Raw genomic sequence first — 25,796 nt, forward strand, 5'->3', positions numbered from 1 at the left:
CGTGTCCGAACGCATCCTGGTCGATTTACTCGGCTTTACGGGGACACGCGGCGGCACAGAGACCTACGCTCGTGAGATCGCCACGCGGTTGCCCGCATTGCTTCCGGGCGCCTCGTTCGCCGCCGTGACCAACCGGTCAGGTGCCGAACGCGTACGGGCTTTCTTCCCCGGAGACGTCTACGTGCAACGCTGGGTCGGCGCCGACCGGGCGACGTGGGCTCTCGGCGAGCTCATCACGGTGAACAAGACGGCTCGGCGCATCGGCGCTGATGTCGTGTGGACGCCCGCGAACTTCGGTCCTGTCACCCGCGGCGTGAGACGCGTGTCGACTGTGCATGACGTGATCTACCATGCGAAAGGCGGACCGCTGATCCAACGGACGCTGCGTGCCGTGACTGCTCGGCTGATCAGCGCGACCGCACGGACCGCGGATGCCGTGATCACGGCATCCGAATCGGCCAAGTCCGCCATCGTCGAGGTCATCGGCGTGGAGCCTGGCCGTATCCACGTCGTGCCGCATGGCACCACCGCTCCCGAGGCCGCCGCAGATCCGTGGGGCACGTTGCAACGACTCGGCATCCGCCCGGGAAGACCGGTCGTGCTGAGCACGGGCAATCGGCTGCCGCACAAGAACTTCGAGGGACTGCTCCGTGCTGTCGCCACGATCCCGCCTGAACACCGGCCCTTGACGATCGTCACCGGATCGCGTGGTCGCGACCCTCTCGCGCCGCTTATCGACGAGCTCCGGCTGACGAATGATGTCGTGCTGGCCGGCTGGGTCTCCCGCGAGGAGCTTGAGTCGCTGTACGCGGTGGCCGACGTATACGCATGTCCGTCGCTCGATGAAGGGTTCGGACTTCCTGTCATCGACGCCATGCGGCGAGGATGCGTCGTTCTGGCCAACGACGTGCCCGTTCTCCGCGAGGTCGGTGGGGATGCGGCGCTCTATGCCGACGCGCGATCGCCCGAGCGGTTCGGCTCGGCGATCGTCGCCGCGATCCGGGACCGCCCCAACGATCGCCGGCGGAATGCCGGTCTGGAGCGATCCGCTCGCTTCACGTGGGAGGAATCCGCTCGCGGCACCGCCCGGATCCTCAGCGCGCTGGCCGGATCCGCCGGGGGGCCCGTGTGACTGCGTCGCCCCTGTGGCGACGGATGGGCCTCTTCTTCCTGGTACCGGCGATCGCCGCCATCTCGCCGCTCCTCGTCCTTCCGATCGTCGCGCGGTCTGCTGGGCAAGCCGGGTGGGCGTCCGCCATCGCCGGCGAATCGGTGGGCACAGTCGCCGCCATCCTGATCGGCTACGGGTGGGCTGCCATCGGACCGGCGCTCGTTTCGATTGCTCGAGATGACAGGGAGCGCGGGACCCTCTACAGGGAATCCCTCGTGATTCGCCTTCTGATCGCCGTCGTGGCCCTGCCTCCTATGGGCGCGGTGTGCTGGCTCGTGGCAGCGCCGGGGACCGAGTGGCTCTCCGTCCTCATGGGGCTGCAGGGAGCGCTCATCGCCCTGTCCTTCACCTGGTTCTCCGCGGGCGTGGGGGAACCTCGCTCGATCGTCCTCTACGACTCCGTTCCGCGTCTGAGCCTGGCGGCCATCAGCGCGGTGGTCATCGCGTACGGCGCTCCCGTCGAGGTGTATCCGTTGGCGGGGGTCCTCGTCACGCTCCTCGGCACCGGCGCCTTCACCCTGCGCGCGCTCCGCCGCTACGAGGGTGCCTGGCCGGTTCGTGGCGACCTCCGCCGGTTGCTCCGCTCGGGAGCGCCCGTCGCGCTGAATGACGTCGCACTCGGCGCCTACTCCAACGTACCGACTCCACTGGTCGCGGTGACGGCTGCTCCAGCGGAAGCAGCGGGCTTCGCATCCGCGGACAAGATGCTCAAACTGGGTCAGTTCATCCCCGTTACCCTCGCCAACGCTCTCCAGGCGTGGATCGCGGAGGCGCACGGGCGTGCACGGAGCCGCAGGATGCGGTTGTCGCTCGGGGCGCATGCCGCGATCGGTGTCATTGGCTGGCTCGGACTGAGTGTGGCCGGGGCGTGGGTCAGCACGGTGCTGTTCGGTGCTGACGCTTCCGCGACGACAGCCATCCTCGTCGCCATGGGGCTGACGTTCGCTTTCTTCTCAGTGCGCACATCGATGACTCGCCATATCCTCTTCCCTGCAGGCGAGGCCGGCAGCGTCGTCCGCGCCACGCTCATCGGAACGGCTGTCGGTGTACCGGCGATGGTCATCCTGACGTTGCCGTGGGGCCCTCTGGGTGCCGCCATCGGGTACGCCGCCACGGAGGGCGCCGCAACGGTGCTGCTCTGGCGGACATGCCGAGCGGCCATGCGAAGGCTCGACGCCACGGAACCGATCACGACCTGATCAGCGGCGGCGGACGACAGCGCTTCCGATCGTGCTGCGTACGGCATTCAGGGTCTCCTGAGCCGTGCGGTTCCAGCTGAATGATGCCGCGCGCGCTCGCCCGGCCCGCCGGAGGTCGTCCGCCAGGACCGGATCGGTGAGGATGCGTGTCAATCCGCTCGCGATCGCGTCCACGTCATGCGGGTCCACGAGGACGGCTGCGTCCCCGACGACCTCGGGCAGGCTCGACACGTCGGATGTGAGCACGGGCGCTCCCGCAGCCATCGCTTCCAAGGGGGGCAAGCCGAATCCCTCATACAGCGAGGGATAGGCGAACGCCGAAGCTCCGGCATAGAGGGCGCGCAGCTGCGCGTCCGTGACTCTTCCCAGGAGGCGTGCGCGGGTGGCTGTCGCCTTCGTGACGATGTCGGCGTCGTCCCAGCCGCGCGGGCCGACGAGTGCCAAGTCGTATCGCGAACGCAGATCCGGAGCGAGCCGGAGCCACGCGTCGAGCAGCCGCTCCAAATTCTTCCGCGGCTCCAATGTGCCCACTGCGAGCACGTACGGCCGCTCCAACTCCGGATGACCGGTCTCGGCAACCGGTTCGAAGAAGGAGCCGTCCGCAGCAAGAGGCGTCACAACGGTTTTGCCCGCGACGCCGGGAAAGAGCCGCTCGAGGTCGACACGGGTGGCCTCAGAGATGCATGGAAGCGACGCCGCGCGTCGCAGAGCCGGCTTGATCGTCGCGCGTTCGATGCGGGCGGCACGGCGCTGAGCCACATCGTCGGTGACGAACGGCACCAGATCGTAAACCACCACGGTCGTAGGCACGCGTGTGAACCACGCCGTGAGATAGCTGTTGGTCGAGAGGAACGCGCGTGTCTCACGGCTGGCTCGGATGCCGGCGGCGACGTTCCATGCCGGGTCGGGAAGCGGGATGGTCGACCAGCGGAAACGTCGAGGATCCAGGTCGCCCCACGGCTCCCGCGCGTACAGGATGAATCGCTCGTCAGCTGTTTCGGGGATGCGCTCCAGGGCGCTGAGGAGTTCGCGGACGTATCGACCGCGACCTGCGGGCACCTCCGCCGCCGCCCGAGCATCGATTCCGATCGGCCGGTCGGACGCGTCGACGGGTTTCGGCATAGAGGCCAGCGTAGATCATCGTCTCCGTGACGCCCCGCGGTCGTGCGGCGGAGAGACGGCATGGAGCGCAGGCGCGCATCGATGGTCAGCGAATCAGACGGCCGCCCCCGGGTCCGCGTACGCGACGCGAGTGAGCGTCTCCCCCGCCAACTCGAATGTCGTGATGCTCGAGTGGGCGCACTCACGGCGGCGGGGGTCGTGGTACAGCGGACGCCCTACGCCGCGTCGAGCGATCACCCAGATCGGCATCTGATGCGAGACGATCACGACATCGCCGCCGTCGACCGCGTCCGCCGCCTTGCGGATGCCGCGCACCATGCGGGAGTGGACCTGTGCATAAGCCTCACCCCAACTGGGGCGGAACGGATTGACCAGGAAAGGCCACGCGGCCGGGCGGGCGAGGATCTGCAGGCTGATGTCATACGGCTTCCCCTCGAGTCGGCTCGTCGCTTCGACGAAGTCCTCGTCGGTTTCGACATCGAGCCCGTACGCCTCCGCGATGGGAGCGGCTGACTCGCGAGCCCGTTCGAGCGGAGAGGCGAACACGCGGCGAACGTCCGCGCCCATCTCGCGGAGCGCTGCCGCCGCTGCCGCGGCCTGTCGTCGCCCGCGCTCCGAAAGGTGGAAGCCAGGAAGCCTGCCGTACACGACACCCGTCGGGTTCTCGACCTCCCCATGCCTGATCAGGTGAACGCGCGATGCGCCCATGGTCACAGCCTCCCCGCACCGTTTCGGATCCTCCGTCAGTTAGCGTAGACGTGCACTCACCCCGAGCCCGAACTCTGGAGCTTGCCATAACCGAGCCAGATCTCACCCCGAGCGTGTCGACTCCGACAAGGTCGGTGGCCACCGGGCTCATCCGCACCGCACGGCCGCGACAGTGGCTCAAGAACGTGCTCGTCTTCGCGGCGCCCCTGGCCGCCGGCACCATCGTGGAACCGCGAACTGTCGTCACAGGGCTCATCGCGTTCGTGGCGTTCAGCGTGTCGGCCTCGGCGGTGTACCTCGTCAACGACTCGAAGGACGTTGCGGCGGACCGCGCTCACCCCACCAAGCGCAACCGCCCGATCGCAGCAGGCGTCGTGCCGGTCGGGATGGCGGTCGCGTGCGCGGTGGTTCTCTTCCTTGCGGGCCTCGCCGTTGCCATCACGGCATCCTGGGAGCTGCTCGTCGTCATAGTCCTGTACGACGTGGTGCAGCTTGCCTACTGCTTCTGGCTCAAGCACGTCGCGCTTGCCGACATCGCCGTCGTGTCATCCGGGTTCCTCTTGCGCATGATCGCCGGCGGCGCGGCGACCGGTGTCGAACTCTCGCAGTGGTTCCTACTCGTCGCTGTCTTCGGCTCGCTGCTCATGGTCTCGGGTAAGCGATACGCGGAGATCCTCCTCGAATCCGAGCCGGGATCGGAGTCGTCCGCTCGCGGCGCGCTTCGCAGCTACACGCCGTCGTACCTCCGCTTCGTATGGCAGGCGGCAGCGGCCATTCTGGTGCTCAGCTACACCCAATGGGCGTTTTCGGGAGCAGCGGGAGGAAGCCAGCTGTGGGTGTCACTGTCGGTCGTTCCCTTCATCCTCGCGATCTTCCGCTATTGCCAGCACATCGACCGGGGAGACGCCGAAACCCCGGAGGACATCGCGCTTCGCGACCGGTCCCTGCAACTGCTGGCGGCACTGTGGGTGGCGACGCTCATCATCGCGCTCTACGCTTCCCGGCTGTGGGCATAGCGCCTATCTGGCCACGCGAGTCGCCATCGCCCGTGCGATGAGCTCCTCGTACGCGTCGGTGGCTCGGTCCACGTGGTAGAGATCCCGGGCCAGCTTCGCGGCCGCCACTGCGTCGTACGACGACGACTGCAGCCGCGCGAGCGCCTCTGTGATGGCGACCGGATCGCGAGGCGGAACGATCTCACCGAACCCGGTGGCCTGAACCGGCGTGCGAACGCCCGGCATGTCGCTGGCGATGGCGGGCACCCCCGCCATCATCGCCTCCACCTGCACGATCCCGAATGCCTCGAAAGCGTTGACCGAGACAAGCGCGAACGTATCGATCGACGCATAGAAGTCGTCCAATCGAGCGTCGTCGAGGAAACCCAGTACGCGGATCCTGTCGTCGTTTCCGATGCGTTCACGCACCCGCTCGATGACGGAGCCGCCCGCGACGTTCGCGAAGTCACCGGCGAGAAGCAGTCGAGCATCGGGGTCGGGATAGGCCGCGAAGCCATCGACGAGGTACTCGATGCCCTTCTCTTCGACGATGCGGCCGAGGAAACCGACATGCAGCCCCTCCGTCTCTCGCAGGCTCGGCGATCCACCGGTCCGCAGGTGGCAGCCTGGCGCGATCACCACCTGGCGGTGCGCGAGTGAGCCGGCCACCCTGGAGTGCTCCGCGTAATCAGCCGACGACACGACGTTCGCGAAGGCGCGGGATGCCGCTGCACGTGTGGAAGCGTCCATCGCGAGTGCCTGCATTCTGCCGATGACGGAGGGAGGCAGACTGATGTCGCACTGGTAGGTGAACATGAGCGGAGTCCCGCGCTGTGCCAGGCGGCGCGCGACGAGACCCGCCTCGAGCATGGGGGCGTGCAAGTTCACTGCATCAGCTGACTGGGCCTCCTCGAGGATGGTTCCGACGAACGAGGGACTGACAACGCCCTTGCCGATACGCAGGCGGACCGGGCACCGACGTACTCGCACATCGTTGATGACCTCATCGAGCGGCAGCGACGAATCATGCTGAGACGCCACGACCGTCACGGCGTGGCCGCGGGATGCGAGGCCCTCGGCGACGTCGCGTGCCACATTGGTGAGGCCGCTGACATACGGCGAGTAGTAGTTGACGCCGATGACGATTCTGGCCACGTGTGTGGACCTCCGATCAGTGTTCACGCCGCTGCGCGGCGATGTGCGCACGCCGAATGAGCGCGACGTAGGCGACGACGGCACCGGCCGCCGACCCGACGCCGAAGCCTAGCTCGACGGCGAGGACCGGCCCGGCCGACGCCAACGCAACGATGAAAACGAGGATGCCGCCGCCGAGCGCGATCACCCACGCCATCAGGGCGGAGATGTGCTGTCCCGCGCCGATGACCGCCTGCGTGAACACGATGAGGGCTACGTGCACGATCACGCCCACCACGAGCAGCGCGAGGTCGGGTCCGGGAAGAGCGCGACCGGCACCGAAGATGGAATCCACCAGCCATGGCCCGATGAACAGTGCGGCGGCGCCGCCGACGAGCGCCAGACCGATGGCGGCGATCGCCACGCGCCGCATCGTCGCGGCGATCGCATCCACGTCGCCGGCGATCGCGAGTGCGGCCAGCGGCCCGACGAGCATCGCTTGGACAGGCGTGATCATCGCCAGCGGGACCCGGGCGAGAGTGGACGAGGCCTGGAATGCGCCCGCTGACCCGGTCGAGGGCTCCAAGGCCTGAATCACGATCGGTCCTGCGTTGACGAGGATCTGCGCGCAGAGGCTCGTCGCAACCAGGAGGACCACAGCCTTCCGGAACGCCGCAACCACCGCGGGGTTCTGCGGCGCCCAGGAGCGCCACGGTACCGCCCACGCGTGGGCGCCGACGATCGCCGCGATGAGCGCGAAGGCGTACCAGGCGTCGGCGTCGACCAGCGGGATGAGGACAGCTGCCAGCGCGACGGCTCCCAGCAGTGCGACGCGCAGGACTGTGTCAAGGATCAGCAGGTTCACGAAGGCCGTGTCGCGCGATGTCGCCAGCATCCGGCCGCGCGCCGCGAACTGGACGGCCGACGCGACGACCATGGCTACGCATGCCGCTGCGAGCGCCGGCGATAGGCCGAGCACACCACTCAGCAGCGGCAGCGAAAGGCACCCGATGATGACGACGCCGATCCCCACCGTGAGAGTTGCTCGCATCATCGTGGGCAGCAGGGCGGTCCCGACCGACGAGTCCCGACTCAGGCGCGCGGCCTCCTGCTCTACAGGCAGAAAGAAGCCGAAGCCCACGATGAGGGAGATCGACCAGAAAACCGAGAACTGGTCGAACGCGCCGTCCTCGACTGTCCGGGAGACGAGGGCGAGGACGACGTACGTCAGGACCCCGGCGATCACCGTCGCGGTCAGCGCGTGGGCAGCACGAACCCCGGCGCGCCGACTGGGTATCATTCTCTGAGGTTACTCGACTCGCCGCCCGGGACTCCGCGGGTCATGCGGCAGCGGACAGGACGGTTTCAGTATGACGTCAGTGGCCCGAGCGGACGCCGGCTTGTCTTCATCACGGCTCCGACGCATCGCCGCATCGTCCTGGTTCCCGCCGATGCTCGCCGGAATCATCGCCATCGCTGCGGGTGCGGCACTCCCCCTCGCACCGGTGGAGCAGTCGCGGGTGGACATCTCGTGGCCCGTCGTGGACGGCGCGACCGAGAGCACCACTCTGCTGCTCACGAACCAGACGCCGCATACGCTCGAGGTGGCGTTCACCGGGGAGGCGGCGCGAGCTGCCGCGTCTGCCGGCGGCACCGTCCTCGCGACGATCCGGCCTGGAGCGCCGAATGCCGACACCACGGGGCTTGTGGTGACCGCTGACGAGGCAGCGGTCACCATAGCCACCGGCGGCGAGGACTGGTCATGGCCCATAGTCGCCACCGACCGCTGGGAGGTGCATTCGTCGATCCACGGGACCGCCATCACCCGGAATGGGCACGTCGTGGCGGATTCGGACACTCTCCCGCCGCAAGTGGACGCGCTCATCACGGACGCCGAGGGGATTCCGGCGGCCGACCTGTCTGTGCGTTCCCAGATCGTGGACGATTCGAACAGCAGGCCCACGATCGGCAAGGTCGCCCTCCTCGTTGTGCTGCTTGTCGCCCTCGTCATGGTCATGGTCATGCTGCACCGGGACGACCGCGTGCGCGGGCATGGTGTCGGTTCCAACCGATCTCCAGGTCGCACACCCTTCACGCAGCGCGCTCGACGACGTCTGACGCGCGCGTTGCGGTCGCTGTCACCCGCCGACGCAGTGATCGTGATCCTGCTGACCGCATGGGTCTTCATCGGGCCGATGACGGACGACGACGGCTACTACGCGGTGATGGCCTACAACGCGACGGAAGCAGGCTACGTCGGCAACTACTTCCAGATGTTCAATCAGACGTTCACACCATTCACATGGTTGTGGCAGTTCTTCGACGTCTGGCAGCACGTCGGCGGCCGCAGCCCTGTCTGGTTGCGTGTGCCGTCCCTCGTCTTCGCGATCGTGGGATGGTTCGTCTCGCGCAGCATCCTCAACCGCCTGCTCGTCGGCCGAGGCTGGGCGTTCACGGAGGCGTCGCGGCTGCTGCTTGCTCTGGTCACGTTCGTCTGGTGGGCCAGCTACTCCATCGGCGCGCGCCCGGAGTCGTTCGCCGCGATGGCGGCCATCGTCGTCATCGCCCTTCTGTGGCGTGCACACCGCACCCGCCGACTCGTGCCCGCCGCGATCGCCGTGGGCATAGCGGGACTGTCGTTCGCGGCACATCCCATCGGCATCGTGGCGGCTGCGCCGGTGATCCTCGCGATCCCGACCCTATGGGTGATCGCCCGGGATGGGTCCCCGCTCAGCGCAGCCGTCGCCCGCACGATCGCCGTCGCAAGTACGAGCACGGTGGCGCTGTTCGCCGCGTTCAACGACGGCACGTTGAGCGACATGCTCACGGGACAGAAGCGCTTCGCGCTGGTGGAAACGCCCTTGAGCTGGGTCGACGAGTTCCGCCGCTACAGTCTGCTGTGGGCCGACATCCCGATGGGTTCCTTCGCGAGACGGTCCGTCGTGCTCGTGGGCCTCGTCCTTCTGGTGTGGTTCGTCGTCTTCGCCATATGGTCACGACGGGCGTCCCCCTTCGCGAAGCCTGCACCTCTCTCCCTCGTGGGGTGGTCGTTCGCTCTGTCTTTCATCCTCATGTGGATCACGACGAGCAAGTGGACCCATCATTTCGGTGCACTCGCATCAGTGGGACCGCTGTTCATCGTGGCGATGTGCGTCGGCATCCCGCGTCTGATCGCGCAAGTGCGAGGCAGTGACGGCCGCCTTCCAGCGTGGCTCGCTCCCGTCGCGCTCGCCTCGGTCGTACCGGCGATGATCCTGTCCATGCGCGGCCCGGACTGGTGGGCCTACGAGTGGGGCGAAGGAGACGGCATCGGAAACCGGGGCCGGCCGGCCGTGCTGGGCATCTCGCTCGGAGAAGACGTCGTCTGGGCGGCCCTCGCTGTCGTCATCCTCGCGGTATCGCTCATCCTGGTTCGGAGGCGATTGGGCTCGTCCAAGGCGCCAGCAGCGCTCTACGGGCTGACAGCGCTCGTCGCGGTGTTCTTCGGGGCCGTCGGTACTGACCTGCTCGGTACCTTCGCACGACTCGCGACGGTTCATGACGGCTTCACCGTCAGCAAGGCCAACCTGCAGGATCCCACCGGCTCCCGGTGCCTCCCCGACAAAGCCATCGGCATCTGGGACGCGGCCAGCGGGACTCCACTCACCACCGCCCGCGGGACCACATCGACGCAAGGATTCGAGCCGATCTCCGCCACTGACGTGGAGCTGCCGGCGACGGCTCGCGTCGCGGCGTGGACGACTCGCGGTTCCGCGCAGGGAGTCGGCTCGCTGGCGAGCGAGTGGTACTCGGTTCCTGACCTGACGGATGACCAGCATGTCGGAGTGCTCGTCTCGGGCGACTTCTCGACAAGGACGCGTGGCGTGCTGAACGCGGAAGTCCGATCCGGCGGCAAGACGGAGACGATCCCTCTCGTGGACTCGGCGCCCCGCTCGGGCTGGACGACGCTTCTCATCCCCACCCCCGCAGGCGGAAGCACCGTGGAGTTGCGCATCCTCGCTGAGGACATATCCGCGGCGGACGGGGCAGACGTATCGGTCTCCGCGCCGGCGATCGCCGACAAGACGACGCTGCACGACGTCGCCGCGCCGGGGGCTCCGACGGCGGTGGGCTGGACGCAGGCGTTCTGGTTCCCGTGCGATCGCCCGATGACCATCGCTCGCGGTGTCATCGAGCCGCCGGTGTTCGCCACGACGTACGGCCCCAACGGCATCGACAACATCTGGATCGGCTCGCGCGGCGGGTCCCTTGCCGGCGTTCAGCGACTCGCACTCGTCAACACGCCCGCGACTGGCGTGGGACAGACGCTGAACAACACGTGGGGCCGAGTGCACCTGTTCGAATTCCCGACCGCCTCGCACGCCTACGACCTGACACAGACGTGGGTCACCGCCCCGGGCTGGCGGAGCGCGTTCGACCCCGCCTCCCAGCTGATCGTCGATTAGGCTCTCATCGGTCGGTCCGCGATCGATGCGGTCGCGTGCGAACCAGCCGCCCACTATCCCCACACGAAGGAAGAACGATGACTGAGTCCCCTCGCGCTCTGATCACCGGAATCACGGGTCAGGACGGTGGTCACCTCGCCGAACTGCTCCACGAGAAGGGCTACGAGGTCTTCGGTCTGATCCGCGGGCAGAACAACCCGCGTCGTGAGCTCGTGGAGCGAGACCTCCCCTACGTCCGGTTGATCGAAGGCGACCTCACCGACCCCACCTCGCTCGTCCGAGCGGTGGAGACCTCCGACCCGCGCGAGCTGTACAACCTGGCGGCGGTCAGCCATGTCGGATACTCCTTCAAGAACCCGACGCTGACCGCGGACGTGACCGCGAAGGGCGTTCTGAACGTGCTGGAAGCGGTCCGCGTCACCGGACGGGAACAGACCACTCGCATCTATCAGGCCTCCACGTCCGAGATGTTCGGGGGGCTGGACTACAACCGTCCCGGCGCGGGCTACAACGAGGACTCGCTCTTCCACCCGCGGAGCCCATACGGCGTTGCGAAGCTATACGGACACTGGATCGCTAAGAACTACCGCGAGAGCTACGGGATGTTCGTCGCCTGCGGCATCCTGTTCAATCACGAGGGCGAGCGCCGGGGCGTGGAATTCGTCACGAGGAAGATCACCCACGCCGTCGCGCGAATCAAGCTCGGCCTGCAGGACCACATCGAGCTGGGCGACCTGTGGCCGAAGCGAGACTGGGGATACGCCGGCGACTTCGTCGAAGGCATGTGGCGGATGCTGCAGCATGACGTGCCGGACGACTTCGTGCTCGCCACCGGGGAGACGCACTCCATCGAGGAGTTCCTCACACTCGCGTTCGCCGAGATCGGCGTTGACGACTGGCGTCCGTACGTGGTGCAGAACCCCGCCTACATGCGACCGGCCGAAGTGGACATCCTCCTCGGCGACCCGAGCAAGGCTGAGCGAGTACTCGGCTGGCGCCGTCAGGTCGACTTCCCGGGCTTGGTCCGGCTGATGGTCGCGCACGATCTCAAGGTCGCCGCCGCAACGCAACCCGTCGTATGACGAAGCCCCTGATCGTCACGGGCGTCGACGGATTCGTCGGGCGCCACCTGGCTCGGCTGGCCGCCGAGCGAGGCTGGGATGTGATCGGGATCGTGCGCAGCACGCCCGTCGACACCGCGGCCAGCATCGATGTGCACGACATCCTCACAGCGGATCTGCGTCGTGAATGGCCGAGCTCCGCCCCCGCCGACGCTCCGGTGATCCACCTGGCCGGATTGGCAGCCGTCGGCGCGTCGTTCGATCGACCACAGGAGTACATCGAGGGCAACAGCGCGATGGTCACCAACCTGTGCGAGTCCCGCCTGGCGGCGGGCGGCGGCGGTCGCATTCTCGGTGTCAGCACAGGGGCCGTGTATGCGAATGTCCTCGACGACGAGTCGCCTCGCGGCGAGGAGCATCCCATCGACTTCACCTCGCCCTACGTCGTCAGTAAGGTCCTCGTCGAGAATCAGCTTGCGTATTACCGTCGGCGCGGGCTGGATGTCGTGGTGGCGCGGCCGTTCAACCACATCGGCCCAGGACAGGGTCCCGGTTTCCTCCTTCCCGACCTGCTGGCGCGGCTCCATGCGCTTCCGCCACGCGGGACGCTTGAGACGGGCAACATCGACACCCGACGCGATTACACCGACGTCCGGGACGTGGCGCGGGCGTACCTGCGGATGATCTCAGCGCCGACGCTGCAGAACGGGGTGTACAACGTGGCGTCCGGCCGTTCACGGTCGGGGCGGGAGATATTGGAGCTCGTCTGCCGTTCGCTCGGCGTCGACGTCCCGGAAGTGCGCATCGATCCATCGCGGACGCGAGCGACCGACCCCTCCGTCATCGTCGGCGACAACACACGCATCGCCTCGGAACTCGGCTGGCGACCCGAGATCCCGCTCGATCAGACCGTGGCGGACGCCGTCGCAGGCTGACACGCGGGACTCGCGTGTGCGCGCCGACGCATATGCCACGATGGAGCCGTGAAGGGAATCATCCTCGCTGGGGGCTCGGGGACGCGGTTGCATCCCATCACCCTCGGCGTCTCCAAGCAGCTCATCCCGGTCTATGACAAGCCGATGGTGTACTACCCGCTGTCGACGCTGATGCTCGCCGGCGTGCGTGACATCCTGGTGATCACCACGCCGCATGATGGGCCGTTCTTCGAACGCCTGCTCGGCGACGGGTCGCAGTTCGGCATCTCCATCAGGTTCGCTCAGCAGCCCGCGCCTGAGGGACTCGCGCAGGCCTTCACGATCGGGGCGGACTTCATCGGCTCCGACGAGGTCGCACTGATCCTGGGAGACAACCTCCTCTACGGCCCCGGCCTCGGAACCCGGTTGACCCGTTTCGAGGGCATCGACGGGGCGGCGGTGTTCGCCTACTGGGTCGCGAACCCTGGAGCGTATGGTGTTGTCGAGTTCGACGCCGAGGGACGAGCGGTTTCCATAGAGGAGAAACCGGCGGATCCGAAGTCGAGCTTCGCGATACCGGGACTGTACTTCTACGACAACGGCGTGGTGGACATCGCCCGCGGCCTGTCGCCCAGCGCTCGCGGCGAGTACGAGATCACCGACGTCAATCGCACCTACCTGGAGCAGGGCAGGCTCCAGGTCGAGGTACTCGGGCGCGGCACCGCGTGGCTGGACACCGGGACCTTCGATCAGATGACGGATGCCGCAGATTACGTCCGCACGGTACAGAGGCGCACGGGTCTCAGCATCGGCGTTCCCGAGGAGGTGGCGTGGCGCAAGGGCTACCTGAACGATGACGAGCTTCGGGCGCGGGCCGAGCGACTCGTCAAGTCAGGGTACGGCTCCTACCTCCTCGACTTGCTGGACCGGGAGCGGTGATGGACCGTCTGCTCGTCACCGGCGGCGCCGGCTTCATCGGGTCGAACTTCGTGCACCATGTGATGCGCAACACCGACCATCACGTCACGGTGATAGACAAGCTCACGTATGCGGGCAACCGAACGTCTCTCGCCGGACTGCCGCACGACCGGTTCGATTTCGTGCAAGGCGACATCACAGACGCTGCCCTCGTCGACATGCTGTTCTCGAAGGTCGACACCGTCGTCCACTTCGCCGCCGAGTCGCACAACGACAACTCGCTGCACGATCCGCGTCCGTTCCTCGACACCAACGTCATGGGGACCTACACGCTGCTGGAAGCGGCACGCCATCACGGCACACGTTTCCACCACATCTCGACAGACGAAGTGTATGGCGATCTGGAGCTCGACGACCCGCAGCGCTTCACCGAGGCGACACCGTACAACCCCTCGTCCCCTTACTCCTCGACCAAGGCGAGCAGCGATCTGCTCGTGCGGGCGTGGGTGAGGTCGTTCGGTGTGCCGGCTACGATCTCCAACTGCTCAAACAATTACGGCCCCCGTCAGCATGTCGAGAAGTTCATACCTCGGCAGATCACGAACGTTATCCGCGGCATCCGACCCAAGCTCTACGGCACGGGCGAGAACGTGCGGGACTGGATTCACGCCGACGACCACTCTTCGGCCGTGCTGACGATCATCGAGAAGGGCGCGATCGGAGAGACCTATCTCATCGGCGCGGACGGTGAGCGCAACAACAGAGAGGTCATCGAGCTCATTCTGGAGCTGATGGACCAACCGCGGGACGCGTACGATCACGTCACCGACCGCCCAGGCCACGATCTGCGCTACGCCATCGATTCCTCGAAGCTGCGGGAGGAACTGGGCTGGACCCCCCGGTACCGCGACTTCGAGGCTGGACTTACGGCAACGATCCAGTGGTATCGGGACAACGAGTCGTGGTGGGCCGATGCGAAGGACGCCGTCGAGGCGTTCTATGCGAGCAAGGGCCAGTGATGGTCGAGTTGGGGAAACGCCTGACGGCGATGGGGACCCCGATCCCGGGGCTGCTCGTCTTCGACCTGCCGGTGCACGGCGACGAGCGCGGGTGGTTCAAGGAGAACTGGCAGCGGGAGAAGATGACTGCACTCGGGCTGCCCGATTTCGGCCCCGTGCAGAACAACGTCTCGTTCAACGACGCCGTCGGCACGACCCGCGGCATCCACGCAGAGCCGTGGGACAAATGGGTGTCCGTCGCCACCGGCCGCATCTTCGCCGCCTGGGTTGATCTGCGTGAGGGACCCACATTCGGCGCGGCCTACGCAACAGAGCTCGATCCGTCACGCGCTGTGTTCGTTCCCCGCGGCGTCGGCAATTCATATCAGACGCTCGAGCCGGCGACTGCGTACACCTACCTCGTGAACGACCACTGGTCGCCGGACGCGTCGTACTCGTTCTTGAATCTCGCTGACGAGACGGTCGGCATCCACTGGCCGATTCCGCTGCAGGAGGTGGAGATCTCAGCGAAGGATCGGTCACATCCACGCCTGGCCGACGTGACTCCGGTGCGCCCGCGCAAGATCCTTGTGCTCGGCGCGGGGGGACAGCTGGGCCGTGCGCTGCGCTCGGAGTTCGCTGATGAACCGCACGTGGAGTTCGCAACCCGATCCGACCTCGACGTCACAGACCCGCTGCTGCCGTCCGCCCGCCGCTGGCGCGACTACGGCGCCATCATCAACGCATCGGCCTTCACAGCGGTCGATCTTGCAGAGACCGACCAGGGCCGACGCGACGCGTGGGCGGCGAACGTCGCCGGAGTCGCCGCCCTTTGCCGAGTCGCAACAGAGAACTTCCTGACTCTCGTCCACCTGTCGAGCGACTACGTGTTCGACGGCACTGCCGCGCGACCGTACCGCGAGGACGACCCCGTGTGTCCGCTGGGCGTATACGGTCAGACGAAAGCAGCCGGGGACGCGATCGTCGCCACTGTGCCACGCCACTACATCGTCCGAACGTCATGGGTCATCGGCGATGGCAAGAACTTCGTGAGCACGATGGCCTCGCTGGCTGAGCGCGGCGCAGACCCAGCCGTCGTGGATGACCAGCACGGGCGCCTCACATTCACCGACGACATCGCCCGCGGCATCCGCCATCTTCTCGAAACGCGTGCACCCTACGGCGTGTACAACCTGACCGGCGCGGGCGACCCGACGACCTGGGCAGAGATCGCCCGTGGGGTATTCCGGCTTATGGGGCATGATCCCCGACGCGTGCGCGGGGTGTCGACGGCCGAGTACTTCGCTTCCGCGACGACGCCCGTCGCACCACGGCCGCGCAACAGCGTCCTGGACTTGACCAGGATGCAAGCGCTCGGCTTTCGCAGCAGGCACTGGGACGAGACGCTGCCCGAGCACCTGGGCGCTCAGGCGCGCTCGCGGGCCGAGGACTGACGGGACTCCTTGGAACCCCTCGAGGGAGTTGAGAACCGGGCCGGAGGCGAATACAGCCACCCCAAGCCGAGACGTCGACAGAGCGCGTACATGCCGAGACTGACGGATACGACGGTCGCGACCGCTACGGGGACGAAGAGCCCGTTGATCACCGCGTCCCCCGCCGGGGCGGCGATCCCTCGTCGTCTCAGATACTCAACCGCGACTGCGATCACTTCCAGAACGAAAGCGTGCCCGACGTAGATGGCAAGGGTTCGTCCGGCGAGAAAGCGTCCCAGCCGTCTCGCCGCTCGGGATCGTGACAGCAAGCGACACAGGATCACCATCGAGATCATGCCGACGATCGTCAATGCGGTCGCGACGGCGACGTTCGAGCCGAATTGAAGGAGAACCCAGCGTAACGCGGTGAACGCGCCGACCCCGGCGATCGCAACGATGATGCTCGACGATGCCACCTTCTGGACGAGGGAGCGCAGGAAGCAGCCGATCATGAACCAGATGGCGAACGTGAGCCAGCGGTAGACGTTGACGCCGAGCACCGGACCAAGAAGGTTCGTCAACCAGGTCATGCCGAATGCGGCGATGACCACGGCCGCGGCGGAGCCACCCAACGCGATCGCTGGGTGATTCGCCAGCAGCTTGGCCGTCGCGATGAAGACGACGAGCGCCGGCAAGTACCAGAAGTGCGTTCCTGCGAATATCAGCGCTGTGCCAGCCATCTCCACGTTCGCCAGCGGATCGCTGTAGGCGACCCGATAGCTCCAAGGCACAGCGATCAACACCGTCCACACGGCGAAAGGCCAGAGCAGGGACAGAAATCTTGTACGAGTCAGTTCTCGCCACGGCCGGCGAACTGCGCGCTGAGCGAGGATGCCGGATACGAGAAAGAACAGCGGGATCCTCACGGGGATGAGTGCGCGGCTGAGGGTCTGCCAGAAAGCCACACTGCGACTGCTGACCGCGGCCTCGGGCAGCACGTATGCCGTGAACCACAGACTGGTGTGGTACACCACGATCAAGAGGATGGCGATCGCCTTCGCGATATCGATCCACTCGATGCGGTCCCCCGCGGGCTCCCTCACTTCAGGCTTGCCGCCGGGCTTGCTCCGACGACGATCCGTGGCACGCCGACCCAGAGCGCCGCATCCGTCGCGTTGCGGCCATCAACCAGCAGACGCACGCCCGGCAGTCGCGACGGGGCGAGGGTCCGGTACTCGCTGTGATCTGTGTGAAGAATGGCGATGTCGACAGGGTCGCCCTCTTCATACGGTTCGAGGCCCAGTGCCCGAAGCTCCTCATCGCCGAACAGCGGATCGTGAACGAGCACCTCTGCCCCGCGGGACTGCAGGGCGCGGGCAGTCGGGAACACGCCGGAGAATGCCGTTTCCTTCACACCCCCCCGATAGGCTGCGCCAAGGATCACGGCGCGGAGCCCGGAGAGCGAACCGAGCGTCGCTTCAGCGCGAGCTACCAGGCGCTCCGGCATCGACGCGTTGAGCACCCGAGCCGTGCGTACGATGTCGGCATCCGGATCGGTCGCCAGGTACAGGCGCGGATAGACGGGGATACAGTGACCCCCCACCGCGATCCCCGGCCTGTGTATGTGACTGTAAGGCTGCGAGTTGCACGCCTCGATGACGTCGTACACGTTCACGCCGTGGTCGGCCGCGAACAGGGCGAACTGATTGGCGAGGCCGATGTTCACGTCGCGATACGTCGTCTCTGCGAGCTTCGCCATCTCCGCCGCTTCCGCCGATCCCAGGTCCCACACGCCGTTCGGCTGTGCGAGGTCCTCACGCGGGTCGAACTGGAGCACCTGCTCGTAGAAGTCGCGCGCGCGGTGCGCGCCCGCATCTGAGAGACCGCCGATCAGTTTGGGATACCTACGCAGGTCCGCAAACACCCGTCCGGTCAGAACCCGCTCCGGGGAGAATACGACGTGGAAGTCCTGGCCCTCGACCAAGCCGGATCCCTGCTCGAGCATCGGCTTCCACCGGCCTCGCGTTGTGCCGACCGGGAGCGTGGTCTCGTACGATACGAGGGTGCCCGGCGTCAGGTGCTCCGCTAGCGCGCGAGTCGCTGCGTCCATCCACGCGAAGTCCGGTTCCCACGTCGTGTCGTCGACGAAGAGGGGAACGACGACCACGACGGCATCCGCGCCTGGGATGGCCTCCCCGTATTCGGTCGTCGCTCGTAGCCGACCAGCAGAGACGACTTCGGACAGCTTGAGTTGCAGGTCGGACTCGCCCGGAAAGGGCTCCACCGCTGCGTTCACGCTTCGGACGACTGCAGCATCGACGTCAACCCCGATCACCTCGTGGCCGGAGTCGGCGAACTGCACGGCTAGAGGGAGACCGATCTTTCCGAGGGCCACGACGGCGATGCGCATGACTCGATTCTATGGCGCCGGTCCGGTGCACCTTCGAGAGCATCACTGCCGCAGAGCGCGCATGACGCCGAAAGACAGCAGGCCCAGCACCATCGGTACGAGTGCAGCCAACACGATGCTGCGCGCCAGTGGGACATAACGTGACGCGCCGACCTTGATCAGCGCTGTTGCCACCGTGTAGCGAGGCTGCGCTTGCGCGTGGAAGAAGTAGCGCCATCGCGCTGGCGCGATCGTGTCCCAGCGTCTGGGCTCGATCATCCGTTCATTGAGCTCATGGATCCGAGCAAGATCGGGCGTCGCGCGCTGCAGCTCATCGACGACTCGGCGCTGCACCACGGAGATGTAATCGGTTGCGCGCGGCGCCAACTGACCGATCCGTGTCAGCGCGTCCCTCAGTGCCACCAGGTCGTCCTCTGTGAGGGCGCGTCCTCCATCTCGGATTCGGATGGTGTCCATCAAATTACGCCGGACGAGCTTCGTCGCGAGAGCCTCTCTGTCACGCTTGGACAGACTTCGCACGAAGGCGCTCCCGAGCAGGTCGCGCATGGCAGTCAGTTCAGTGAAGACCGGCTTCGGTTCCCATGTCACACGCACGGGCGCGTCGGCGTGCTCGACGTATGCGCCGATTCCAGTCGCTGGGACGACACGACCAAGCGACCACAGACGCGTCACGAAAGGCAGATCACCCCCGCTGCGCGCTCCGTCCAGCAACCGCAGATGCAAACGCGTGACGGCTTCGCGCCGGATCAGTCCAAGCGGCGCGCTGCGGTACGACAGACGATCCCGCGAGAAGCTCAGCGGACCGGTCTTCCAGACCCGTTTAGGTGGAGAGCGCACGAGCGTACGCTGGTTCCCGCGCACGACTTTGGCGATGACCGCGTCCGCGCGGTACCGGTCCGCCTGCTCCCTCCACTGCGGTATGGCGCCGGCATCGAGTTCATCGTCGGATCCCATGATGCCGACGTAATCGGCGTCCGAGGAAGCGAGGCCGAAGTTGAACGGACCCGAGGGACTTGGAACGCCATCGTGCAGTTCCTCTACACGGACGCGGCCACGGTGGCGCGCGAGGATGTCTGCGATCTCCTTCTCCACGGCTGCCCTCGGAACGTTGTGACAGACCACGTACGCGCGGATGGTCGGATCATCGTCGCGCAACACGGAGCCGACCGCGCGGCGAATGTTACGACGGGTGTCGTGTACGGCGATGATGATGTCGACCGTCTTCGCGCTCATCCGCTCACTCTCTTGTAGACCTCGGTGTACGCCCGCCGGAAGCTCCTTTCGTCGAAACGACTGGCGATCTGCGCCCCGAGAGCCCGGACAGCCTTTCGATCGTATTCGGCTGCGCGGACGATCCCGCGCGCGATCGACTCCGCATCGCGCGTGACGACGGTCCCGATTCCGGGGCGGATGAAGGTCAGGTGCGCTCCGTCGCCCGTGGCGACGATGGGTAAGCCGGCCGCGAGCGCTTCCACGGTGACGAGCGAAAACGTCTCACGCTCGGTGGGCAACACGAAGACGTCCGCGTCAGCGAACTCCTGGGCGAGTCGGTCCCGATCCACGCGTCCGGGGGCTCGTAGCGAGGCACCGCCGCCCGTCTCGAGCAACTCGTCGTATTGTGGCCCGTCACCCAGCCACACCAGCTCCACGTCACGTCCCTCGGCACGGAGTGCTGCGACTGCATCGACCGCGAGACGCCAACCCTTACCCGCCACCACATTCCCGACGCCGATGACGCGGATCCGCCGGTCGCCGGCATCTCGCCTGCGAGGTACGAGGGGCGGCGGATCCACGATGTTGCCGATGACGCTCACGGGGCCACGGCGCACAGCCCGCACGCGCTCCGCAAGATAGTCACTCACTGCGACGACTTCGTCCGGCCTTTCGGCCGGTATCCGTGACAGAAATCGGGCCGCTCCGGAGCGAAACGGGCGCCGGTCGTCGGCCAACCTGGCGATCCCGCTCCAGTGCTCAGTATGGACCCACGGTGAAGTCGGCCGACGCAGGAGGAAAGGCAGCACCGCCGGGGCGGCCATCGTATGGACGACGTCGCTCCCCCGCGTCAAGCGCTGCACCTCCCCCGCTGCATGCAGCATGCCGCGCGGTGTCCGCACATCGATCGGCAGCCGGGTCACATGGATCCCATCGTGACGGAACGCCCTTCGGCCATCGTCCAAGCGAGGCGCAACGAAGTGCACCACGGTCACGTCGTGGTCCAGCGACAGGGCCCGCGCATCTCGAGCATTGAACGACCCGGCGCCGGGATTGCGGTCTGATGGGAACCACGTCGTTACCACCGTCACCCGCACGTCGAAAGCGTAACAGCGCGAACGATCGGCCTATCCGCGCCTCGTTACGATTGGAAGCATGGGCCCGTCTCCCCGCGCGCTGCACCTCAATGACTGCGCCTTCGTCGGTCAGCACCTCGTGAATGCCGCCCGTCGGCGTGGCCTGCCGTGGCGAATAGTTCCGCCCGTGAAATCGTGGCCCCGCCTTCGCCCCGGTCAGGCCAAGCCATCCCGATTCGCTCTAGCGCGCACGTTCGCGCGTATCTCCGCGAACGTCGCCTGGGCGAACGTGGTGCACGTGCATTTCGCGACAACGGCGAGCCGGATCATGCCCTGGTTCGTCCCTGACCGGCCATACGTGCTGCACCTTCACGGCACAGACATCCGGACCCGCTGGAAGAACCCCGGGGAGCATGGGAAGATCCAGTCCTACATCGACCGTGCTGCTCACGTCTACTACTCGACTCCAGATCTTGAGCACAACGCGAAAACTGCTCGCGCGGACGCCGAGTACCTTCCAGTCTTCGTCGACCCGGATCAACTCCCTGAGTGGCGACCGCAACCATACGTCGCGTTCTCGTCCCGCTGGGACACGGTGAAGGGACTCGACGAGATGCTCGCGGTGGCCGATGCGCTGGTTAGAGCCGGCGTCGAGGTCCGCGGGCTCGACTGGGGCCCGGGTTCCGCGGACGCGGCGGCACTCGGGGTTCGGCTGGTCCCTAAGATGGCCCACCATGACTACCTCGACTTCCTCTCTCACGCGTCCGTCGCTGTGGGCCAGGCGAACACCGTGCTCGGCGTGTCAGAGCTGGAAACGATGGCGATCGGGGTCCCGCTCGCCGCGGTCGGCGATCATCTGCCAGGTCCCGACGGAGCGCCATTGCCGATACGGCAGGGCAACGTCGAACACGTGGTCGCACAGGTGCTGAGGGACTTCGACGATCCCGCGAAAGCGGCGACCGAGCTCGGTGCGCGTGCGTGGGCCCTGCAATGGCACACTCCCGAGCCCTACCTTCCGCGCCTCACTCAGACCTACCGACGCCTCACCGGCTGAATGGGCGACGTGCTGGTCCCGCGGTCAAGCCAGCCCAGCGAGCTTCGCTTGCACGGCGAAATCGGGCGCGGCGCGTACCACCTCGTCGAAGGTGCCCTGCGCGGCGATCCGGCCCTCTGAGAAGAAGCACACAAGATCCGCATCGCGTACCGTGGCCAGACGATGCGCGACCGTGATGACAGTCACGGCCCCCTTGAGGCCCGCGATGGCAGCTGTCACAGCTTCCTCGGTTCTCGTGTCCAGGGCTGAAGTCGCTTCGTCGAGTACGAGGACCACAGGCTCCGGGTACAGCGCGCGGGCGATGCCGAGACGCTGCCGTTGCCCTCCTGACAGAGCCATGCCGCGTTCGCCCACCGCCGCGTCGATCCCGCCGCCTCGAACCTCGACGAGACCGTCCAACTGGGCGCGTGAAAGCGCAATTCGCGCCGCGTCCCGGTCGTAGTCGTGACTCCAGGTCAGTGCCACGTTCTGCCCGATGGTGCCGTCGAAGAGAGCGACATCCTGCGGAACGTACCCGACGCGGGATCGCCACGTGCCCAGGACCTCGGAGAGGTCTTGGTCGTCCACGCGAATGACTCCACTTGTCGGAGTGATCAATCCCAGCAGCAAGTCGATCATGGTGGACTTGCCGGCTCCGGATGCTCCGACGAATGCGATGTGACTTCCAAACGGTATGCGCAGATTCACATCGCGGAGCGCGGGCACTTCGCTCCCCGGATATGTGAAGGAGACATTCTCGAACCGCAGCTCGCCGGGATGCTCATCGAGCGCGCCGTACCCGATGGAGTCAGCGGTCGAGACGTACGCCTCGGCGTCTCGGATGTCGCGCATCACCGCTCGCGCATGCGGGAGCGTAGATGCAGTGGTGGTCATGACGCCTTGAAACTGAAGCATCGACGGAACCATGCGAAAACTGGCGAGTCCGAACAAGGCGATGGATGTGAAGGCGGTCTCGAGACCGCCGACGAGGTATCCCACGCCCCCGATCAGCAGGAAGCCGACGATGATGGCGGAGTCCACGACGAATCGGGGAATCGCACCCAGGAAACCTATCGACGCTCGCGCCTTGACAGCCTGAGCCCGGTTCTCGTCGACGAGCTGTGCGACCTCGCTCGCCTTGTTGCGCAGCGTGATCTCCTTCATCGCCTGCACCATCTCGGTCATGAGCTGCGCAGTCTTGAACGAGTAGTCCCGATTGGCTCTCCCATATCGGACAGCGCGCTTGGATACCCAACCGTAGAGAATCCCCCCCACCAAGCCGAGGTATGCGAGTGTCACCACCGCGATCAACGGCTGAGCTATCAGGAGGACGAGAAGGACAGATGCGAACGTCACCACCTGAGATGGCAGTGAAGCGGCGGGAAGAAGCAAGCCCGCCGTGGTGTTCGCGATACCCACATCCGCCATCCGTACGAGCTCAGCGGAGTTGCGGTTCAGTCGCTCGAGCCATGGTGCCCGAATGTATGCGTCGAACAGCCTGTTCCCGATCACTCGTTCGAACTGCGCCATTCGCCGCGTGACATACCACTGCTGAACGAGCGCGATCATCGACTTGGCGACCATCAGCGCGCACGCGCCGACCAGCAGCCACAGAACGGCGTCGTCGGGGATCTCGCCGAGGAGCGGAAGTGACACCGCCCGTCCTGACGCGAAAGCCGCGAGCACCATCGCGAGCAGGCCCAGCGCAAGGATGTCGATCAGCGCGAGCGCCGATGAGCTGACCGAGTATCGGATGAGGAATGCGCGTGCATCCCGCGGCAGAAGGCCGAGCAGACTGCGCAGTGCTCCCCAGAGTTCCTTCATGGCGAACTTTCATCCGCTCCGCGAAGGCGCGGCAAGTGCTTGGACGTCAGAACGACACCGCCTTGCCATCGCGCGCTGAGATGAGCGCCGCCTCGACCACATGGAGCGCCCGGAGCCCCTGCTGCATCGTCACGATGTCACTGGGCTTACCGAGCACCGCGTCGCGGAAGGCTTCGTGCTCCACGCGCAGGGGCTCCCGCTTCGCGAAGGCGAAACGCGTGACGTCACCCTCCGAGACACCGCGGAACGCCGCCATCGACTCCCACTCCACGAAGACGGTGCCGTTGGCATGGAACGTCAAGTCACCGGCAGCAGTGTCTGCGACGAACGCGCCTTTCTCGCCCGTCACGACCGTGATGCGCTCCTTCATAGGGCTCAGCCAATTGACGAGGTGGTTGACGATGACGCCGGAAGCCAGACGGCCGGTGATGGAGATCATGTCCTCGTGCTGGCGGCCGCTCTTGAAGGTCGTCTGCGCGAACACACGCGTGTAGTCGCTTTGCGCGACCCATGCAGTCAGGTCGACGTCGTGCGTCGCAAGATCCTTCGCCACACCGACGTCCGCTATCCGTGACGGGAAGGGGCCTTGCCGCCGGGTCGTGATCTGGTAGACGGCGCCCAGATCCCCCGCCTCCAGGCGGCGGCGTAGCTGCTGAAGCGCCGGATTGAACCGCTCCACGTGACCGACCGCCCCGACGAGCCCCGCGCTCTCGAAGGCATCCACCATGCGCTGCCCCGCCTCGAGTGAAGCAGCGATGGGCTTCTCCACAAGAGTGTGCACGCCTGCAGCAGCAAGCTGAAGAGCCGCATCCTCGTGGAATCGGGTGGGTACCGCTACGACAGCTATGTCCAATCCCGTGGCTATCAAGGCGTCGATGTCTGGGAGTACGGTCAGATCGCCAGCGACGCCGTGAGGATCGCCGGCCGGATCGGCGACGGCCACCAGATCCACGCCGTCCAACTCGCGCAGGACTCGGGCATGATGGCGCCCCATCATGCCTACACCGAGCAGCCCGGCTCTCAGAGCGGCCATCACGCACCCGATCCGGCAACGGCGTTCACAGCAGCGACGATGCGGTCGAGGTCACCCTGCGTGAGCGACGGGTGCACCGGGAGGGAGACGACTTCGCGCGCCGCTCGCTCAGACTCGGGAAGATCCAGGCCCGGCGCGAAGCGTGCCAATGACGGGAGGCGGTGGTTCGGGATCGGATAGTAGACGCCCGAGCCGACTCCATGTTCGTCCCGCAGTGCACGGACGAACCCGTCACGGTCGTCTGGGACTCGGATCGTGTATTGGTGATAGACGTGCACTGCGCCTGCGGCGACCGGCGGCGTCACGACATTGCGGAGATTCGCGTCGAGGAACGCCGCGTTGGACTGTCGGGTGGCGGTCCAACCATCGACCTTCCTCAACTGAACGCGTCCGATGGCGGCATGGATGTCCGTCATCCGGGCGTTGAACCCGACCAGCTCGTTCTCGTACTGACGTTCCATCCCCTGATTGCGCAGCAACCGCACGCGACGAGCGAATGGTTCATCTATGGCCGACACCATCCCGCCTTCGCCGCTCGTCATGTTCTTCGTCGGGTACAGCGAGAACATTGCGAAGTCCCCGAAAGCCCCGACAGGGGTGCCATCCAAGGACGCCCCATGTGCCTGCGCCGCATCCTCGTAAACCGCGATACCACGCCGTTCTGCTATTGCCAGAAGCTCCCGCATGCGGGCCGGGTGTCCGTACAGGTGGACCGGCAGGATGGCCTTCGTTCTAGCCGTGACGGCCGCATCCACCGCGGCGGGATCGAGGGAGAAGGTCTCCGGCTCGATATCCGCGAAGACCGGGGTCGCCCCCGTCAGGGCAACCGAGTTCCCTGTCGCAGCGAATGTGAACGAAGGTACGATCACCTCGTCGCCGGGGCCGACGCCGGCTGCGAGAAGTCCAAGGTGAAGCCCCGACGTTCCGGAGTTCACCGCAACCACCGGACGGCCAGCCACGAAGTGCGCGGAGAATTCACTTTCGAACGCCGCCACTTCGGGGCCTTGCGCGACCATGCCGGATCGAAGGACGCGGTCTACAGCTTCACGCTCCTCCTCGCCGATGATGGGTTTCGCAGGCGGGATGAGCTCGCTCACGCAGTCTCCTCTG

At 66.3% G+C, this 25,796-nt stretch carries 21 protein-coding genes; 10 read left to right on the top strand and 11 right to left on the bottom strand.

Going from position 1 to position 25,796, the window contains the following annotated elements:
• Position 1 precedes the first annotated feature (1 nt).
• Together AC5RVZ_RS27830 and AC5RVZ_RS27835 are read left to right on the top strand one after the other, a co-directional pair.
• Entirely contained in the window at positions 2-1,132 is a 1,131-nt protein-coding gene (locus AC5RVZ_RS27830) for a glycosyltransferase family 4 protein (RefSeq protein WP_494068850.1), read from the top strand.
• The gene (locus AC5RVZ_RS27835; protein ID WP_494068851.1) at positions 1,129-2,370 is read left to right on the top strand and encodes an oligosaccharide flippase family protein; all 1,242 of its coding nucleotides are present in this window, start codon (positions 1,129-1,131) and stop codon (positions 2,368-2,370) included. The genes AC5RVZ_RS27830 and AC5RVZ_RS27835 overlap by 4 nt, the downstream gene beginning before the upstream one ends.
• On the opposite strand, the gene AC5RVZ_RS27840 is transcribed toward AC5RVZ_RS27835, so the two are convergent.
• Positions 2,371-3,492, bottom strand: a complete 1,122-nt coding sequence (locus AC5RVZ_RS27840) for a glycosyltransferase family 4 protein (protein ID WP_494068852.1) — start codon at positions 3,490-3,492, stop codon at positions 2,371-2,373.
• A gap of 93 nt (positions 3,493-3,585) precedes the next feature.
• Positions 3,586-4,200, bottom strand: a complete 615-nt coding sequence (locus AC5RVZ_RS27845) for a histidine phosphatase family protein (protein WP_494068853.1) — start codon at positions 4,198-4,200, stop codon at positions 3,586-3,588.
• 113 nt (positions 4,201-4,313) lie between these two features.
• Between AC5RVZ_RS27845 and AC5RVZ_RS27850 the strand changes: the two genes are divergently transcribed.
• Complete coding sequence (locus tag AC5RVZ_RS27850) at positions 4,314-5,216, top strand: decaprenyl-phosphate phosphoribosyltransferase (RefSeq protein ID WP_494068854.1); 903 nt, start codon at positions 4,314-4,316, stop codon at positions 5,214-5,216.
• A gap of 3 nt (positions 5,217-5,219) precedes the next feature.
• Here AC5RVZ_RS27850 and AC5RVZ_RS27855 read toward each other — a convergent pair whose 3' ends face one another.
• Together AC5RVZ_RS27855 and AC5RVZ_RS27860 are read right to left on the bottom strand one after the other, a co-directional pair.
• Positions 5,220-6,350 (bottom strand): glycosyltransferase family 4 protein, encoded by a 1,131-nt coding sequence (locus AC5RVZ_RS27855; protein WP_494068855.1) that lies wholly within the window; start codon positions 6,348-6,350, stop codon positions 5,220-5,222.
• Between the two features lie 16 nt (positions 6,351-6,366).
• On the bottom strand, positions 6,367-7,629 hold the full coding sequence (locus AC5RVZ_RS27860) for a polysaccharide biosynthesis protein (protein ID WP_494068856.1): 1,263 nt from the start codon (positions 7,627-7,629) through the stop codon (positions 6,367-6,369).
• 70 nt (positions 7,630-7,699) lie between these two features.
• On the opposite strand from AC5RVZ_RS27860, the gene AC5RVZ_RS27865 reads away from it, so the two are divergent.
• The 6 genes from AC5RVZ_RS27865 to AC5RVZ_RS27890 all read left to right on the top strand — a co-directional run bounded on the left by AC5RVZ_RS27865 (position 7,700) and on the right by AC5RVZ_RS27890 (position 16,119).
• Entirely contained in the window at positions 7,700-10,774 is a 3,075-nt protein-coding gene (locus AC5RVZ_RS27865; protein ID WP_494068857.1) for an arabinosyltransferase domain-containing protein, read from the top strand.
• Between the two features lie 77 nt (positions 10,775-10,851).
• On the top strand, positions 10,852-11,856 hold the full coding sequence (locus AC5RVZ_RS27870) for a GDP-mannose 4,6-dehydratase (protein WP_494068858.1): 1,005 nt from the start codon (positions 10,852-10,854) through the stop codon (positions 11,854-11,856).
• Positions 11,853-12,770, top strand: coding sequence for an NAD-dependent epimerase/dehydratase family protein (locus AC5RVZ_RS27875; protein ID WP_494068859.1), 918 nt, complete (start codon positions 11,853-11,855; stop codon positions 12,768-12,770). The genes AC5RVZ_RS27870 and AC5RVZ_RS27875 overlap by 4 nt, the downstream gene beginning before the upstream one ends.
• A 48-nt stretch (positions 12,771-12,818) precedes the next feature.
• Positions 12,819-13,688 carry a glucose-1-phosphate thymidylyltransferase RfbA gene (gene rfbA / locus AC5RVZ_RS27880; protein ID WP_494068860.1) on the top strand — a complete coding sequence of 290 codons (870 nt, stop codon included), beginning with the start codon at positions 12,819-12,821 and terminating at the stop codon, positions 13,686-13,688.
• On the top strand, positions 13,688-14,686 hold the full coding sequence (gene rfbB, locus AC5RVZ_RS27885) for a dTDP-glucose 4,6-dehydratase (RefSeq protein WP_494068861.1): 999 nt from the start codon (positions 13,688-13,690) through the stop codon (positions 14,684-14,686). Before rfbA ends, rfbB begins: the two co-directional genes overlap by 1 nt.
• On the top strand, positions 14,686-16,119 hold the full coding sequence (locus tag AC5RVZ_RS27890) for a sugar nucleotide-binding protein (RefSeq protein ID WP_494068862.1): 1,434 nt from the start codon (positions 14,686-14,688) through the stop codon (positions 16,117-16,119). The genes rfbB and AC5RVZ_RS27890 overlap by 1 nt, the downstream gene beginning before the upstream one ends.
• Here AC5RVZ_RS27890 and AC5RVZ_RS27895 read toward each other — a convergent pair.
• Genes AC5RVZ_RS27895 through AC5RVZ_RS27910 form a run of 4 tightly spaced genes read right to left on the bottom strand, consistent with a single transcriptional unit; the run spans position 16,092 to position 20,817 of the window.
• Positions 16,092-17,201, bottom strand: a complete 1,110-nt coding sequence (locus tag AC5RVZ_RS27895) for an acyltransferase family protein (RefSeq protein WP_494068863.1) — start codon at positions 17,199-17,201, stop codon at positions 16,092-16,094. The two genes, AC5RVZ_RS27890 and AC5RVZ_RS27895, sit on opposite strands and share 28 nt — an antisense overlap.
• A complete protein-coding gene (locus tag AC5RVZ_RS27900) occupies positions 17,198-18,508 on the bottom strand; it encodes a nucleotide sugar dehydrogenase (protein ID WP_494068864.1) in 1,311 nt (436 codons plus the stop codon). The genes AC5RVZ_RS27895 and AC5RVZ_RS27900 overlap by 4 nt, the downstream gene beginning before the upstream one ends.
• Positions 18,509-18,550: 42 nt before the next feature.
• The gene (locus AC5RVZ_RS27905) at positions 18,551-19,741 is read right to left on the bottom strand and encodes a glycosyltransferase (RefSeq protein WP_494068865.1); all 1,191 of its coding nucleotides are present in this window, start codon (positions 19,739-19,741) and stop codon (positions 18,551-18,553) included.
• On the bottom strand, positions 19,738-20,817 hold the full coding sequence (locus tag AC5RVZ_RS27910) for a glycosyltransferase family 4 protein (RefSeq protein ID WP_494068866.1): 1,080 nt from the start codon (positions 20,815-20,817) through the stop codon (positions 19,738-19,740). The genes AC5RVZ_RS27905 and AC5RVZ_RS27910 overlap by 4 nt, the downstream gene beginning before the upstream one ends.
• Before the next feature lie 277 nt (positions 20,818-21,094).
• Between AC5RVZ_RS27910 and AC5RVZ_RS27915 the strand changes: the two genes are divergently transcribed.
• Positions 21,095-21,850, top strand: a complete 756-nt coding sequence (locus AC5RVZ_RS27915) for a glycosyltransferase family protein (protein ID WP_494068867.1) — start codon at positions 21,095-21,097, stop codon at positions 21,848-21,850.
• A 24-nt stretch (positions 21,851-21,874) separates the two neighbouring features.
• Here the strand turns inward: AC5RVZ_RS27915 and AC5RVZ_RS27920 are convergent, their stop codons facing one another.
• The 3 genes from AC5RVZ_RS27920 to AC5RVZ_RS27930 are packed head-to-tail and all read right to left on the bottom strand — an operon-like array spanning position 21,875 to position 25,783.
• A complete protein-coding gene (locus AC5RVZ_RS27920) occupies positions 21,875-23,653 on the bottom strand; it encodes an ABC transporter ATP-binding protein (RefSeq protein ID WP_494068868.1) in 1,779 nt (592 codons plus the stop codon).
• 46 nt (positions 23,654-23,699) lie between these two features.
• Positions 23,700-24,686, bottom strand: coding sequence for a Gfo/Idh/MocA family oxidoreductase (locus AC5RVZ_RS27925; RefSeq protein WP_494068897.1), 987 nt, complete (start codon positions 24,684-24,686; stop codon positions 23,700-23,702).
• A complete protein-coding gene (locus AC5RVZ_RS27930; protein WP_494068869.1) occupies positions 24,686-25,783 on the bottom strand; it encodes a DegT/DnrJ/EryC1/StrS family aminotransferase in 1,098 nt (365 codons plus the stop codon). The genes AC5RVZ_RS27925 and AC5RVZ_RS27930 overlap by 1 nt, the downstream gene beginning before the upstream one ends.
• Positions 25,784-25,796: the final 13 nt, after the last annotated feature.

The organism is Arthrobacter sp. Cza30 (assembly GCF_059090765.1).